Source organism: Brevibacillus halotolerans (genome assembly GCF_026891775.1).
Taxonomy (GTDB): domain Bacteria; phylum Bacillota; class Bacilli; order Brevibacillales; family Brevibacillaceae; genus Brevibacillus_B; species Brevibacillus_B halotolerans.
The window spans coordinates 394,018-408,947 of the sequence record NZ_JAPTNK010000002.1; the positions used below are offsets into that span (position 1 = coordinate 394,018).

General features: G+C 39.9%; 13 protein-coding genes. 12 read left to right on the forward strand and 1 reads right to left on the reverse strand.

What is annotated here, in order from left to right; all coding sequences use genetic code 11:
* Positions 1-210: 210 nt before the first annotated feature.
* The 5 genes from O0550_RS04785 to O0550_RS04805 all read left to right on the forward strand — a co-directional run bounded on the left by O0550_RS04785 (position 211) and on the right by O0550_RS04805 (position 3,240).
* Positions 211-852, forward strand: coding sequence for an FMN-dependent NADH-azoreductase (locus O0550_RS04785; RefSeq protein WP_031309031.1), 642 nt, complete (start codon positions 211-213; stop codon positions 850-852).
* Between the two features lie 700 nt (positions 853-1,552).
* Positions 1,553-2,224 (forward strand): hypothetical protein, encoded by a 672-nt coding sequence (locus O0550_RS04790; protein WP_258425702.1) that lies wholly within the window; start codon positions 1,553-1,555, stop codon positions 2,222-2,224.
* A complete protein-coding gene (locus O0550_RS04795; RefSeq protein ID WP_258425703.1) occupies positions 2,217-2,738 on the forward strand; it encodes an accessory gene regulator B family protein in 522 nt (173 codons plus the stop codon). Before O0550_RS04790 ends, O0550_RS04795 begins: the two co-directional genes overlap by 8 nt.
* A complete protein-coding gene (locus tag O0550_RS04800) occupies positions 2,735-2,869 on the forward strand; it encodes a hypothetical protein (RefSeq protein ID WP_258425704.1) in 135 nt (44 codons plus the stop codon). The genes O0550_RS04795 and O0550_RS04800 overlap by 4 nt, the downstream gene beginning before the upstream one ends.
* Positions 2,866-3,240: a LytTR family transcriptional regulator DNA-binding domain-containing protein gene (locus O0550_RS04805; RefSeq protein WP_031413806.1), complete on the forward strand. Its 375-nt coding sequence runs from the start codon at positions 2,866-2,868 to the stop codon at positions 3,238-3,240. Before O0550_RS04800 ends, O0550_RS04805 begins: the two co-directional genes overlap by 4 nt.
* Before the next feature lie 334 nt (positions 3,241-3,574).
* Here the strand turns inward: O0550_RS04805 and O0550_RS04810 are convergent, their stop codons facing one another.
* On the reverse strand, positions 3,575-3,964 hold the full coding sequence (locus tag O0550_RS04810) for a helix-turn-helix domain-containing protein (RefSeq protein ID WP_181748063.1): 390 nt from the start codon (positions 3,962-3,964) through the stop codon (positions 3,575-3,577).
* A gap of 503 nt (positions 3,965-4,467) precedes the next feature.
* Here O0550_RS04810 and O0550_RS04815 point away from each other — a divergent pair.
* The 7 genes from O0550_RS04815 to mutL all read left to right on the forward strand — a co-directional run bounded on the left by O0550_RS04815 (position 4,468) and on the right by mutL (position 14,842).
* Positions 4,468-5,283: a (2Fe-2S)-binding protein gene (locus O0550_RS04815; protein WP_258425705.1), complete on the forward strand. Its 816-nt coding sequence runs from the start codon at positions 4,468-4,470 to the stop codon at positions 5,281-5,283.
* A 378-nt stretch (positions 5,284-5,661) separates the two neighbouring features.
* Positions 5,662-7,173: a tRNA (N6-isopentenyl adenosine(37)-C2)-methylthiotransferase MiaB gene (miaB, locus tag O0550_RS04820; RefSeq protein ID WP_003337048.1), complete on the forward strand. Its 1,512-nt coding sequence runs from the start codon at positions 5,662-5,664 to the stop codon at positions 7,171-7,173.
* Between the two features lie 6 nt (positions 7,174-7,179).
* A complete protein-coding gene (locus O0550_RS04825; RefSeq protein WP_258425706.1) occupies positions 7,180-7,632 on the forward strand; it encodes a YlbF/YmcA family competence regulator in 453 nt (150 codons plus the stop codon).
* 105 nt (positions 7,633-7,737) lie between these two features.
* Positions 7,738-8,292 (forward strand): outer spore coat protein CotE, encoded by a 555-nt coding sequence (cotE, locus tag O0550_RS04830; protein WP_003337050.1) that lies wholly within the window; start codon positions 7,738-7,740, stop codon positions 8,290-8,292.
* A 159-nt stretch (positions 8,293-8,451) separates the two neighbouring features.
* Positions 8,452-9,759 carry a putative amidoligase domain-containing protein gene (locus tag O0550_RS04835; protein ID WP_035319335.1) on the forward strand — a complete coding sequence of 436 codons (1,308 nt, stop codon included), beginning with the start codon at positions 8,452-8,454 and terminating at the stop codon, positions 9,757-9,759.
* A 49-nt stretch (positions 9,760-9,808) separates the two neighbouring features.
* Positions 9,809-12,553 (forward strand): DNA mismatch repair protein MutS, encoded by a 2,745-nt coding sequence (mutS, locus tag O0550_RS04840; RefSeq protein ID WP_258425707.1) that lies wholly within the window; start codon positions 9,809-9,811, stop codon positions 12,551-12,553.
* 30 nt (positions 12,554-12,583) lie between these two features.
* Positions 12,584-14,842 (forward strand): DNA mismatch repair endonuclease MutL, encoded by a 2,259-nt coding sequence (gene mutL / locus O0550_RS04845; protein ID WP_258425708.1) that lies wholly within the window; start codon positions 12,584-12,586, stop codon positions 14,840-14,842.
* The last annotated feature ends 88 nt before the right edge of the window (positions 14,843-14,930 follow it).

The window sequence follows — 14,930 nt, forward strand, 5'->3', positions numbered from 1 at the left end:
AGGTAAAATATCTCACAGGTAGTTCACTCTTGTCAAATGAAGAATACAGAAAAATATGGAAGGATACTTTCTAAATAAATGTGTTGACAAATTTTCTATCAAAAAGTACTATACTTATATAAGGTAAGTAAATAAATATTAATGTATTACATGCAGCAGGCTTATCAAGCACATAATAAGGTACATACATCAGAAGGGATGATTACAAAAATGGCAAAAGTATTGTATATTACAGCAAATCCGAACTCTGTAGAGGATTCCTTTGGACTAAGTGTGGGACAAACTTTCGTAGATGCATACCGTCAAGCAAATCCTCAGGACGAGGTAGTACGTGTTGATCTATTCAAGGAAGATATTCCAATGATTGATGGAACTGTGCTAGATGCATGGAACAAATTGCGTCAAGGAACTGCGTTTGGTGATTTATCTCCAGAAGCTCAAGCTAAAGTTGGCCGCATGGGTGAAGTATTGGATCAGTTCTTAGAAGCAGATCGCTATGTATTCGTAACACCAATGTGGAACTTGAGCTTCCCTCCTGTAGTGAAAGCATACATTGACAACGTATTAATCGCTGGAAAAACCTTCAAATATACAGAAGCTGGTCCAGCAGGCTTACTAAACGGTAAAAAAGTTCTTCATATCCAAGCTCGTGGTGGCATGTACTCTGAGGGTCCTGCTGTTGACTTTGAATTTGGTGATAAATATTTAAAAGCAGTAATGAACTTCATCGGTATCACTGACTACGAAACATTGGCAGTAGAAGGTATGAACGCACTTCCTGCTGAGGCAGAAAATATCAAGGCAAAAGCAAAAGAGCGTGCTGTTGAAATCGCGAAAACGTTTGGTAAATAAAAATAAACATACGATAAACGACCAGTAGATTAAGTTAGAGAATATATAAAAACAAAATCCATTCAGCAAGAAAACGCCAGGCTTACATACAAGCTGTGGCGTTTTTCTTTTGTTCCCCATACGAATCAACAATACTAGTGTGGGAAGGGGATATCTTCGTCAAGAGTATGAATCATGGATGTCATGGGGCATTACTTGTTGTTGGTTTGGACAAAAATAGTAATAGAGGGAGGACAAGGTTTAGCATTCAGATTTTAGGGATTTATTTGTGCTATTTTTTGTGTGTTTTTACAAGAAAATACTTGATTTGATAAGGATTCACATGCTTTTTATTGATATTTTATGAAAGTAGAGAATACGTAAAAAATCCATGCTATAATAGCGAGGTACAATAGAATGCGGCACTTAAGAGATGATCAGCACACTCTCTTTTATCCCAATTGGGAAGGAGGTGAGTACATAAAGGTACACAGTGGATATCAGGGTTTGTTCTTGATTTCCATGTTTGGCATGTTCTTTTTAGCCTTGATGGTTACTTACTTAAAAATAAAAAAACCTCCCTTGAGCTGATTAGGCGAGGAGATCATTTTTCACCAAGAAGTTATGAGCGAGCTACACTCTCTAAGAGATAGTCTATTGTATGGTCGTGAGTACAAAAACACCTACATCGTTTTGATCTTGGCTAAATAGGGGATATAATATGAAAAGTTTTTTGTATGTATTGTTTGGATTCATTGATTCATTTACTATTCTGTTCTTAACCTTCAAAGCATTTAGGCTACCAGTAACGATGTATTTGAGGGACTTCTCAATTATGGCTACAGCATTGTCTATCACATCGTTTGTAAACCGAGTTGTACTAGAAGTAGACCAGATTGATGTTGGGGCGCAATTTTTTCTGATTGTAGTGTTTTTCAGACTTTTGTTCAAAATAAGAGTATATGAATCAGCTTTAATTACCGCAATTGGTTATCTAAGTTATATAGGAATTCAATTTGTGATTTATCCTGTTCTTCTATCCTTTGGATGGGTGACATTAAGTGATGGTAAAAGTCTTGTAGAGTGGGGAACTTTTTTGATTCAGCTTATCACCGATGTGACCGTTTTACTGATAGGCTGGCTCATTGGTATATTTAATCTAGGGTTTTCTTTTATTATGCAACCACCCCATGATTTATACCAAAAAGGAAAATTGGACGCTTTAAAAATAAGGATCATTTGTGGATTAGTGCTTGGGATCTTAACCATTTCAGCTAATGCTTATTGGATTTTTATTTTTAAAGGCGATATCTGGGTATTGATTTTGCCTATTTTGGCCCCTCTATTACTTTTACTTCGTTGGTTATATAGGAGGGACAAAATTATTGATTGAAAAATGGTCAGAAGTGATGTCTATCAAAATAAAAAATGCGAGTCCAGAGCGTACGAATAGCGTAGCTGTATTATCATACGCTCTTTCTATTTTACTTAACTTTTTTTTTATTTGTTTCTTTTTACTTTTAGTTGGGATTTTGACAGATAGTTTACAGGATAGTTTTATAGCATTGACTTCTTTTGTAATCCTGCGTTTTTTTTCAGGGGGCTATCATTTAAGATCCTTAGATCTGTGTGTTATTGTAACCACAGCAATTATTGCAGTAATTCCACATATTCCAGTAAACTATATGGCTGTTTATCTACTAACTTTAATTAGTATTATTCTTACATTCTGTTTTGCTCCTAATAGTACATATGAAAATCTGACCGTACCTCGAAAAGTGCTTCTGTTAAAAGTAAGCTCTGTTTTAATCGTAAGCATGAATTTCGTCATCGGTTCTCCCATAGTTGCATTATCATTCTTTGTACAATCGTTGCTATTAATTCCAAAGGGGGGTGAGTATCAATGAAAAAACATATAGCAGAAATTACTTCGGTTATGCTTACCGCCGTGGCTAGAGCTTTTGCTGTTTCGTTCAAGGCTAGCATCGGTAGTCCAATCGTGCCAGAAGAACTAAAAAAGCAAAGTGAAGCAAAATGAAACCTAGGCTAACAGGGATTAGAATCGAAAGAAAGTACGATGAGTCAGATTTTGTAGAATTTGGAGTAGAAGAGGTTAATTATGTAGATCTCTTTAGACCAAAAAAAAACTCAGATAGCATTTTACGCTTCCATACTAGCAAAGGTGTGTTTCTTGGAGTGACTACCTTAGAAGGGATTCGCGCTTCTTGGGGGAAATACGGCTTTGTTTCATTAGATGCTGTAAATGTTGTTAATCTCGAAAATATTACTTATGTAGTGGAGAATCCGTTGTTCATCAGAGCTTACTTCGACGATGGTTCTTATACAACAGTTTCTAGGTCTAAATATGAATTAGTAAAACATTTGAAAAGAAAGAATCATCCGGATTAAATGGATGATTCTTTCTTTTTTGGTATACCATTATACAGATATTTTTGATAAATGTAAAGAAAAATTGAAGGGGGTAGAACAGACAGGCTTTATCTTCATTTTTCGACAAAAAATTCTATAATTTAATGATAAATTTTTATATGCAAAGAATTTTAAAGTAGGTGAAAAAAATGGAGATAAAAGCGGTACAACTCACAGATTATACCAAAATGAAAGCCGTTGAATTAGCCGAACTCTACTTAATCGAAAATAAAGACTATAGTATAAATTCCATTATTTGTTTTATAGAGAAAATCATTGAAGATGCGAAAAAACGCCATAATCAGTTCGACTACTAATCAGGACGATTTTTGTTTTTTACGATTTCGACAGCGGCTTCAATCATTGTACCAATATTCATCTGAATGTCTTCAGGTAAAGACAAAAAATCATTAATCTTTTCCATTTGTTTTGGAGTTAATTTTTCTAATTTTTCCTTAGGCAGGTATGCATCCACTAAAGAGAGATCGTGATCAGATTGTTCGACTGATCGACCGAGTAGATAATCTACAGTAACCCAATATAAATCTGCTAGCGAAATAAGAGTATCATTATCGGGTTGCGAGTGATCATTCTCATATTTGGAGATAGTGGAGTAGTCAAGTCCGAGTTTATTGGCCACTTGTTCCTGCGTTAATTTTGCTTTTTTTCTAGATTTTTGTAATCGTTGACCAAATGTCGACATATTCTCACCCCATTTTTTTCTAACAATTATACGATAGTTGAAGTATCTTCAAAAGGAATATGAAGAAAATTCAAGATATCTACATAAATGATTTGAACTTATTTCAAGCTTTTTCGTGTTTATCCCAGAATATCAACTATGGATTTCTGTCAAAAGAAGCTAGTTACTACATACTATAGTACATAAAATATAATTTGCTTATAAGATAAAATATAGATTTTGAGATTCCTTGAGTTGAAATACCTTCAAGTTTTGTTCTTTAAAAATTAGGAAGCTAGATACATTTTGAAAAAAATAAAAGAACAGGAGAACAGAGGCTGATGAAGAACTGCATGGGAATGTCAAATAAAAAGTGGCTACAAAACGTCATGAGGGAACGTTTGGTAGCCTTTTTGAGTTGAATGCGTAAGCCCTGTGCTTTACAATTACAAATAATGAAAATCATTCTCGCACATTAGAGCCGTTCTCTGCTACATAACGAAAAGTAAGAAAAGGAGAATATAATGAAAAACGAATACATCCAACGACTTGATGAGCTGTTTAATATTCATTTGCTAGAACCTAATGGGGCTTTTTATTCCATGCCTGCCACGGACCTCCTTAATGAGAGCACTATGCGAAATTTTATTGATCAATACGCTCTAGTGATCAAGGCATTAGATGATACGGCTACGGCTGCTTACATTGCTAGCTGGTTTCTGGCGATGGCTACAGGACTTCAGTACATGGTGTCGATCCAAAATAAGGCGTTGGATTTCTCCTTAGAGAATGTAATTGTACATATGAGTCCAAAATCAGAGGGATCGTATACCCGAATCTCTTTTCAACTACGCTCCTGGGCAGAAACAAAAGCACCGGTGAGTGATGAGAAGAGACAGGAATGGAGAACGGACGTTCTTTCCAGACTGTATGGTGAAACTTTGCGTCCTCTCTTGGAATGCATATCTGCTGTTACTGGATTTAACGTAGGCCAAATGTGGGGACAACTGCCAACGAAATTCCATCATTTTATAACAAATCTTTTGGAACAAACAACAAGCTCCGAAGAGAAGCAGCGTGTGATTGATGATTTTCATTTTTTACAGCATGAGTTAAATCCAAGTGTTTTTGGACGTAGCAAGAATCCGTTTGATGTGAAGGTACGATTAATCGAACATATAGAGGATCCAACAAAGCAAATGAGAATGAAAAATGTTTGCTGTAGATATTTTAGAACCGAGGGTGCCCAGTATTGCTATACCTGTCCTCTCATGAAAGAAGAGGATAGGGCGGCAAGAAGAACGAAACATCGGGCTGAAATCATCCAAGCAAATGCATAATAGCGAAGTACATGCTTCAATTAGACATTCCCGCAAAAAAAGCATCAGTTTAAAAGTAAGTCTGAACAGGCATGATATTATACATGTCAGGTAAAAGCATCGTTTGCTTGTATTCCGTATGAGCTTTTCTTGAATCAACCAAGAAAGGCTCTTTTTCACGTATCCATTTTTACACTCGCATCAGGCTTGTTTTACACTTTTAAATAACACACGTTAAGAATAGTGATCAGCGTTTTTTCTCTTTACTTGTACGACAAGTATAACCACCCTACCCCTATTCCCAGAGAACTTTTTTCCTTTTATTCTCAAAGTCCAAATATGCTATAATATCTGGATGATAGCAGAAAAAAACAGCATATTATGAGGTGAAAATAGAAAATGATCGATAAAAAAGAGGCGACAACGGACTTAAAATCCGGAAAGTCTAGTAAGTCCACAGCTGATTATGCAAAATATTTTCAGGCACCAAGCTTAAAGGACGCCAAGAAACGTGGAAAAGAAGACATTACCGTGCATTACGATTTCACTATACCTGAAGAGATGAAACAAATAGGAAAAGGTCTTCACTATTTGATTCGTACGTATGGCTGTCAAATGAACGAGCATGATACAGAGACCATGGCTGGAATTTTTGAAGCAATGGGTTATACAGCGACGGAAGATACAATGGAAGCTGATGTCATTCTGTTTAATACCTGTGCGATCCGAGAAGGAGCAGAGGATAAGGTGTTTGGTGAGCTTGGTCACATGAAGCATCTGAAGCGTAACAATCCTAATCTCATTCTCGGTTTATGTGGCTGTATGTCACAGGAAGAAAAGGTAGTCAATAAAGTATTACGTTCTTATTCAGAAGTAGATATGATTTTTGGAACGCATAATATACACCGTCTGCCAGTATTATTGCGAGATGCAATGTTTAGTAAAGAAATGGTGATTGAGGTATGGTCTAAAGAGGGCGATATCATCGAGAATATGCCGAAAACACGTACGGGTGATATCAAAGCGTGGGTTAATATTATGTATGGCTGTGATAAGTTCTGTACGTACTGTATCGTGCCTTACACACGTGGAAAAGAACGCAGTCGCCGCCCAGAGGATGTCGTTGCTGAAGTGCGTGAATTGGCGCGCCAAGGCTTTAAAGAGATCATGGTACTGGGACAAAACGTAAACGCATACGGTAAAGACTTTGAAGATCGGAAATATGGACTTGGGGATTTGTTAGACGAACTTCGTAAGATTGATATTCCGCGTATTCGCTTTACAACAAGTCATCCACGGGATTTTGATGACCACCTCATTGAAGTCTTAGCAAAAGGCGGAAATTTGGTAGAGCAAATTCATCTGCCTGCACAGTCTGGTAGCTCAGAAGTACTGAAAAAAATGGCACGTAAATATACACGCGAGCATTATATGGAGTTGGTTCGTAAAATTAAGGCTGCTATTCCGGATGTTTCGTTATCTACAGATATTATTGTGGGATTCCCAGGTGAAACGGAGGAACAATTCCAGGAAACACTGTCCTTGATGAAAGAAGTGGAATACGATTCAGCGTATACGTTCATCTACTCTCCACGCGAGGGTACACCGGCTGCTTCTATGGTGGATAATGTACCAGAAGAGGTGAAAAAGGATCGTTTACAACGATTGATGGCCGTACAGAATGAGATTTCCTTGCGTAAAAATCAAGAGATGGTTGGTAAAACCTATGAATTGCTGATTGAAGGAGAGAGTCGAAAAAATCCAGAGGTATTAGCTGGACGCACTCGAACTGGAAAATTAGTGCATGTAAAAGCTGATAAATCTTTAATTGGTACACTGGTACATGTTACAATTACAGAGGCAAAAACATTTACCACATATGGGGAATTAGTGACTAAAGTTGAGGTGTAATTGGAGATGGCAGAAACACCGGTTTACACAGATCAAGAAATTTTAGCGAAAGCGCGTGAATTAGCTAACATGATTTCTCGGACGAAGGAAGTAGACTTTTTCAAACGAGCAGAATCACAGGTGAAGCAAAACAAACGCGTTCAGGATTTGATTTCCAGTCTGAAAGCAAAACAAAAGCAACTAGTCATGTATGAAAGCATGAACAATACGCAACTTGTAGAAAAAGTACAAGCGGAGTTCGATGCTCTTCAGGAAGAATTAGATGAGATTCCGCTAGTTACAGAATTTAAGCAATCTCAAACAGATGTAAACGATCTTTTGCAAATGGTGACCCATGTTATTACCAATACTGTGTCCGATAGAATTATTTTAGATACGGGTGGTAATCCTCTCACCGGTAAAACAGGTGGCCCTGAAGCCGATCATCATGATGATGAAGGCTGTGGCTGTGGTCACTAAAGTATGAAAGATTAATTCTTGCCGCAACAGTTCTCTCGATCTTGCACTCTGAGCGAATCACCTGCATACAAATGTACAGAAACGATGTATGGAGGAGGTTACAATATGTCTGGTCCTGATAAAGATTTGCAGTGTCGAGAATTGATTGCCAAGGCTGTCTGCGGTAGAGGACATAGATTCTCGCAAACGACACATACGATCACACCTACTCAGACACCGACTACTATCCTAGGATGCTGGATTATAAACAATAACTTTTCAGCAGAGAAAGTGTTAGAATCGGTCGTTATCAGTGGAACGTATGATGTCAATCTCTGGTATTCTTATGAGGATAATACTCAAACAGAAGTCAAAAAAGAAGAAGTAAAGTACACGTTAGATGTTCCTCTTTCTTATTTTGACAAAAATTGCCGCGGTGATTTAGAAATCATTTGCCAGTGCATTGAACAACCAAAATGCGTCAGAGCAGAAATTTGCGGTAATGCAGTTAATGTAAGAGTTGAACAGGAGTATTCTGTTGAAGTTGTTGGAGAAACGAAGGTGTGTGTTGTAATTTGTCACAACTGTGAGGATAAAGATTCCTTCTCGCATGACTTTGATGACTCAACCGAAGAGTATGATCAATTCGACTCATCGAGTTTACTAGATGATTTAGATTAAGTGGTAGAAAAGGCTGTCGGTTTGTCCGGCGGCTTTTTTACGTCTATTTTTTATAACGAAAAATATTATATTATTATTAAAAATGGTACCATACTGGGCCAGGCACCTTACTTTTTTATCATGCATAGCGTGTAGGAAGGAAGTAAGGGAGGTAAGCGTATGTCTAACATGGTAATGAGTAAAGTCGCCGCTTCTACGTTTGAGAAGTGGAATAGGGAGAGTGCCATAAAACATACGCATCATCGAGAGAAAATGTTGGCTATTCTGAAATTACACGGAATGCCAATTCAGACGTACGATGGAGTAATCCCTATGCAAACGTTTGAGGTACATCTGTTTCAGCACCAGGTTGCTGCCATTTATCGAATAGAAGAACGGAATGTTTGGATTTTACAAGAAGCACGAACCACTGGCAAAACGCAAAAAGAAGAAGTAAGTCAAAAGCTGGATGAGATTGAGAAAAATCGGATCATTAGCCTGGCGATTCGTACCATTTACGCTCTTGGATTAGATTACGGGAAAGTTTTGGTTGGAGTTCATTCCCCAACAAGGATGCGGGTACTGGACTGTAAAGCCGAGCTGCCAGCAGATGTTTCGCTACGAGAACGTTTACAGATGTTTATGAAGGAACGTGAACAGCAAATTCTTTTAGATCAAGTAGCAGCTCCACAAGTAATGCTAGGAGCCGATCCGGAATTTGCTTTACGAGATCAGTCTGGAAATATGGCAATTGCTTCAGAATATTTACCGAAAAATGGTGTTATCGGATATGATGGAGTCCGATTAAAAACAGAGCTTCTATCGCACCAGCATCCATTGGTTGAAGTTCGACCAGAACCCTCAACTGAACCAGAAACTGTCTTTAAAAATATTTATAGAGCCCTCCATCTGGCTCAACGCCGGATTTCAGATGATTCGATTATTTGGTTGGCAGGGGGGATGCCCTTTGATGGTTATCCAATCGGCGGTCATGTTCATGTTAGCGGGACTACTCTGCATTTTGATTTAGTGCGTAAATTAGATACGTATTTGGCATTACCTTTATGTTTACTAGAAGATCAAGGATGTATGAAAAGAAGGCCGCGCTACGGTTTTTTAGGAGATGTACGTGCACAGGCGCATGGAGGATTTGAATACAGGACTCTTCCTAGTTGGCTGGTTTCGCCAAGAATCACCAAAGGAGTTTTGGCTCTTACAAAAGTAATAGCAGAATCCCAATATCTTCTCAAGCAAGATGTCAGTACAGACATATCCATGCAGCTTGCCTACTATCGTGGGGAAAAAGAAAAACTTGCTTCATTGGTCAAGGACTTGTATTTGGAGATAAATAATCTACCTTTATTTCAAACGTATCGAAAATATATAACCCCCTTTTTTCATAGTATTTTTATGGATGGGGAGTGGCCTTGCAATCAGGATATGAAGCTTACTTGGAAGTTACCTCCATTTCAACTCAACAACCACTAGGAACCATGTTATAATAGATGAATGATTATGGGTATTAGGAGTAGAAATAATGGCACAATACACCCCGATGATTCAACAATATTTAGAGATAAAGCGTCAATATACCGATGCTTTTTTGTTTTTCCGTTTAGGTGATTTTTATGAGCTATTTTTTGAAGACGCAGTTCTAGCTTCACGCGAACTAGAGATTACGTTGACAGGTCGTGGTGGAGGAGCTGAAGAGCGCATTCCCATGTGTGGAGTTCCTCATCATGCAGCGGAGACCTACATTGCCGAATTGTTAAAAAAAGGATATAAAGTAGCGATTTGTGAGCAGGTAGAAGATCCGAAAGCATCAAAAGGTGTTGTAAAGCGTGAAGTAACGCGAATGATCACACCTGGAACCATGATTGAGGGAAAATGGTTACATGATAAAGAGAACAATTATCTAGTTGCTATTGCCGCTTTGTCAGGAAAAGCGGCGGTAGCAGCGTGTGATTTAAGTACTGGTGAATTGTATACCACCTCATTGTCAACCATGTATGCAGCAGTAGAGGAAGCGATGCAATATCGCCCGAGTGAGCTATTGCTATGTGATATCGCTGAGGATGAGCTTCGCGGAAAAGGATTACCGCCCCATATGTCTATTACCTGCCTAGCTACCAATGCAATGTCGCAAACAGCCGTAGATGAGCTTTATCCAGAGGAAGCTACGCAGCTAGAGGATGCAGTCCGCCTAGCTATGAATGGACTTTTGCATTATGTAGGGACTACGCAAAAGAGAGCGTTAACACATATGCGTTCCCTACAGCATTACGTGGCAGATGAATTTCTGCAAATGGACCATTTCTCACGAAGAAATTTAGAGCTGACTGAAACGATTCGGGACAAGTCCAAAAAGGGCTCTTTATTGTGGCTTCTGGATAAAACAGAGACGGCCATGGGAGGACGATTGTTACGTCGCTGGATTGAACGGCCTCTTTTGAATCCTGAGGAAATTGGTAATCGTTATGATACAGTAGAAGCATTTCGCCACGATTTATTACTGCGTTCTGATGTACGTGAGGGGCTGGATCGCGTATATGATTTGGAGCGTTTAGCGGGCCGGATTTCTTATGGAAATGCAAATGCCAAGGATTTGGTGCAGCTACGCCATTCTCTTGAAGCTATCCCGAGTGTAATCCATCTATTGGTTAACAGCGGAGAGCAAGCCCTGCAATCGATTGCTTCAGATATGGATGACTGTGGTGATATTGCCCAATTTTTATCCGAAACTCTTGTAGAAGATCCTCCTGTAAGCGTGCGTGAGGGTAATTTAATTCAGGACGGTTATGACGAATATCTAGACAAGCTCAGATTAGCTAGTCGCCAAGGAAAAGGCTGGATCGCACAACTCGAAAAAAGCGAGCGTGAGCTAACAGGAATCCGCTCCTTGAAGGTAGGCTTCAATAAAGTCTTTGGTTACTATATCGAAGTTTCGAAGGCTAATCTGGCCCACATACCACCGGGACGCTATGAGCGTAAGCAAACCCTAACGAATGCGGAGCGTTATGTCACCCCAGAGTTAAAAGAGAAGGAAGCTCTGATTCTGGAAGCTGAAGAGAAGCTTGTGGAATTAGAATATCAGTTGTTTACCCAAATTCGCTTGGAAGTAGCGAAGCATATCCCGCGGATTCAAAATTTAGCAGAACGAATTGCCCGCATTGATGTGTTGCAGGCTTTTGCTACCGTGAGTGAAGAACGCGGCTTTACCCGTCCTACCTTGACCACCGATGGCGAGGTTTATGTAAAAGACGGTCGCCATGCTGTTGTGGAAGCAGTATTAAATCAAGAGAAGTATGTGGCAAATGATGTGACGATGAATCAAAAGGATCGTAATATTTTACTCATTACAGGCCCCAATATGGCGGGTAAGAGTACATATATGCGTCAAATGGCTTTAATTACGGTTATGGCTCAGATCGGCTGCTTTGTTCCTGCCAGTGAAGCTCGTATTAGCCTAGTGGATCAGATTTTTACTCGAATTGGAGCGGCTGATGATTTAGTGGGGGGATTCTCTACGTTTATGGTGGAGATGCTAGAAACTCGTAACGCGCTGGTAAAAGCAACCCCGCGTAGCTTGATATTACTGGACGAAATTGGGCGGGGAACGTCCACCTATGATGGTATGGCATTAGCTCAAGCTGTCATTGAATATATCCACGAGCATATCGGGGCAAAGACCTTATTCTCTACACATTATCATGAACTAACTGATCTGGAGGAGAAGATTCCAGGAGTGGTGAATGTTCATGCACGTTGTGAGGAGCGTGACGGCAAACTCTTATTCCTGCATAAAATCGAAGAGGGACGAGCTGATAAAAGCTACGGTATCCATGTTGCAGAATTAGCAGAAATGCCGCTAGAGGTAATCAGTCGTGCACGTGAAATTTTACAGGGCTTAGAAGGCAAGGATCGAGAAGCGCCATTAGAGCAGCTTTCGCTTGATATGCTCTGGGGACAAGCCTCAGCCCCTTCCCAGCAGGTTTTTTCTGGTCAAATTGAAACAACGATTCATCAGAAGAAGAAAAGGGCTAACGATGCTTCTACATCAAAGGCAGAAACAAAAGGAAAAACGGATAAAACCGATACAGTAGTAGAAGGTACAGAGGTAGCCCAAGCCCCAGCTACATCTAGCCAAAATGAACCTTTACCAAATCCAACAGAGGTTGATGTCCTATCAGAATTACGTGATATCGATTTAAATCAAATGACACCTCTACAGGCACTCATTCAGTTGTCTGACTGGAATACACGTTTACGCAAGCATAAATAAGCTTGCTTCACACAAAAAAGGAGGAGGAACATGGGAAAAATTCAAGTGCTTACGGAGCAGGTAAGCAATATGATTGCTGCTGGTGAAGTGGTGGAACGCCCAGCCTCCGTGGTGAAGGAGCTGGTGGAAAACGCTATTGATGCAGGTACCTCTCAAGTAGAGATTCATATTGAGGAGGGCGGATTACAGCTAATCCGCATCGTTGATAATGGCGTGGGAATGGATCGAGAAGATTGTTTGCGAGCTTTTGAACGGCACGCTACGAGCAAGATTCGTTCGGCACGTGATTTATTTCATATTCGTTCTCTTGGTTTTCGCGGGGAAGCCTTGGCATCTATCGCCTCGGTATCTCGAATTGAATTGATGAGTGCTGAAGATAGCGGACAAGTAGGAACTAAGGTCGTTATCGACGGTGGAGACATGAAAAGCGTTGAGGATTTGGCTAGGGTAAAAGGAACGGAAATTGTTGTACGTGACTTATTTTTTAATACACCAGCTCGGTTAAAATATATGCGCTCCATTTCGACAGAAGTAGGACATGTATCAGATTATGTAAACCGTTTAGCGATTACCTATCCAAAAATTGCTTTTACGTTGACTCATAATGGAAAAAATCTTCTCCAAACATCAGGTGATGGTAAACTATTACATGTGATGGCGGCCATTTATGGGGTTCAGGTAGCAAAGCAATTATTGCCATTTGAAGGGGAGACGTTAGATTTTCGCTGGAGCGGACTTCTATCTAAGACAGAGGTAACGAGAGCGAATCGTACCTACATCTCTACGCTGGTTAATGGTCGTTATGTGCGCAATTATCCATTATCACAAGCGATTATGCGAGGGTATCATACCTTTTTACCAATTGGGCGTTTTCCGATAGTCGCTATGCATATTGAAATGGACCCGATCTTGGTTGATGTAAATGTTCACCCGGCTAAATTAGAGGTACGTTTTAGTAAGGAACAGGAATTGTGTGCAGCGGTTGAACAATCAGTAAAAGAGGCACTGCGCGTAGGCTTACGAATTGTACAGCCGATGCAAACGAACAGTAAGCCCAAAATTAAGCTGGAAAAACCGTATCAGCCGCAGTTTAATCTAGGTGAACACCATTCAAACGAACAGCAACAGCAGATGAATCGATTACTGACCGCTTTTGATGTACCGATTAGAGAAAAACGGTCAGCCTACGTAGAACAATCCACAGATCCTGCATCTTCTGAATTGACGGCGAAAAAAGGATCTGGACAGCAAGGAGATCAGGAGTCGAAAGCAGAGGCTCACATACAGTCAGATCAGCAACGCGAGAGCAATTGGATGTACACAGGTAACAGCAAGCCCAGTTATCCTGCTCACAATTCCAGTCAGTCTGTCACAGAAGGCTCTCGTAACCATTTTGCTCAAAATGAGTCTGGAAATACTATTGATGCTAACGCGCTGGAAAAGTCGCCAACTAAAGATGATATTACCGATTCAGGGAGGAGTATCGATACAGAGGAAGACTTTTGGAGCGATGCTATCGAGGACGACAATAGTACACCGCACGAGGAAGCTTCTCATATGCTGGGTTCAAATAGAGAAGAACAACCAGAGCATATAGGTGAAATGAGTAACTCAGCAGTTGAGGAAGATACCGAGAATACATCCATACAAAAAGCAAGCAACCATGAAGATGCTGCCTACGTAGATGAGTCTGGAAATGCTGTCCCAATCTTATACCCAGTAGGTCAGGTTCATGGTACTTACATCATTGCTCAGAATGACACCGGTATGTATTTAATTGATCAGCATGCTGCTCAGGAACGAATTTTTTACGAGTACTTCATGCAAAAACTGCAAGAGGAAAAGGTTTCAAGTCAGATGCTTCTATTTCCGCATACAGTCGAATGTACAATGCAGGAGGAAGCGAAACTGTTGGAGCGACTTGATTTGCTGCAATCCTTTGGGTTAGATATAGAATGGTTTGGCAACCGGACGTTTATTGTTCGAGCTCATCCTCAGTGGTTCCCTCAGGGGAGTGAAGTGGAGGTCATTAACGAACTGATTCAGTTCGTACAAGAAGCGAGCGAAAATGAACGGGTTGACGTGAGTAAAATGCGGGAAAAGGCTGCGATTATGATGTCATGCAAAGCTTCTATAAAAGCGAATCGTTATTTGACCCACGCTGAGATGGAGGCACTTTTAAACAAACTTCGCCGAACTACGAGCCCATTCACTTGTCCGCATGGCAGACCCATCGCTATTCATTTTTCAACCTATGATTTAGAGAAAATGTTTAAACGAGTGATGTAAGCATAAAAAAAGAAAAAGGATCACCTTCAAAACGATAAAATAAACACTAAGGCCCTTTTGTCCGAAAAAAATGCCGGAATCCTATATG

What these genes read in the sequence shown, in the direction of transcription:
- miaB (WP_003337048.1), top strand. Translation starts at nt 5,662, where the DNA reads ATGATCGATAAAAAAGAGGCGACAACGGACTTAAAATCCGGAAAGTCT.
- O0550_RS04825 (WP_258425706.1), top strand. Translation starts at nt 7,180, where the DNA reads ATGGCAGAAACACCGGTTTACACAGATCAAGAAATTTTAGCGAAAGCG.
- O0550_RS04785 (WP_031309031.1), top strand. Translation starts at nt 211, where the DNA reads ATGGCAAAAGTATTGTATATTACAGCAAATCCGAACTCTGTAGAGGAT.
- O0550_RS04835 (WP_035319335.1), top strand. Translation starts at nt 8,452, where the DNA reads ATGTCTAACATGGTAATGAGTAAAGTCGCCGCTTCTACGTTTGAGAAG.
- cotE (WP_003337050.1), top strand. Translation starts at nt 7,738, where the DNA reads ATGTCTGGTCCTGATAAAGATTTGCAGTGTCGAGAATTGATTGCCAAG.
- mutL (WP_258425708.1), top strand. Translation starts at nt 12,584, where the DNA reads ATGGGAAAAATTCAAGTGCTTACGGAGCAGGTAAGCAATATGATTGCT.
- O0550_RS04815 (WP_258425705.1), top strand. Translation starts at nt 4,468, where the DNA reads ATGAAAAACGAATACATCCAACGACTTGATGAGCTGTTTAATATTCAT.
- O0550_RS04805 (WP_031413806.1), top strand. Translation starts at nt 2,866, where the DNA reads ATGAAACCTAGGCTAACAGGGATTAGAATCGAAAGAAAGTACGATGAG.
- O0550_RS04800 (WP_258425704.1), top strand. Translation starts at nt 2,735, where the DNA reads ATGAAAAAACATATAGCAGAAATTACTTCGGTTATGCTTACCGCCGTG.
- O0550_RS04790 (WP_258425702.1), top strand. Translation starts at nt 1,553, where the DNA reads ATGAAAAGTTTTTTGTATGTATTGTTTGGATTCATTGATTCATTTACT.
- O0550_RS04810 (WP_181748063.1), bottom strand. Translation starts at nt 3,964, where the DNA reads ATGTCGACATTTGGTCAACGATTACAAAAATCTAGAAAAAAAGCAAAA.
- mutS (WP_258425707.1), top strand. Translation starts at nt 9,809, where the DNA reads ATGGCACAATACACCCCGATGATTCAACAATATTTAGAGATAAAGCGT.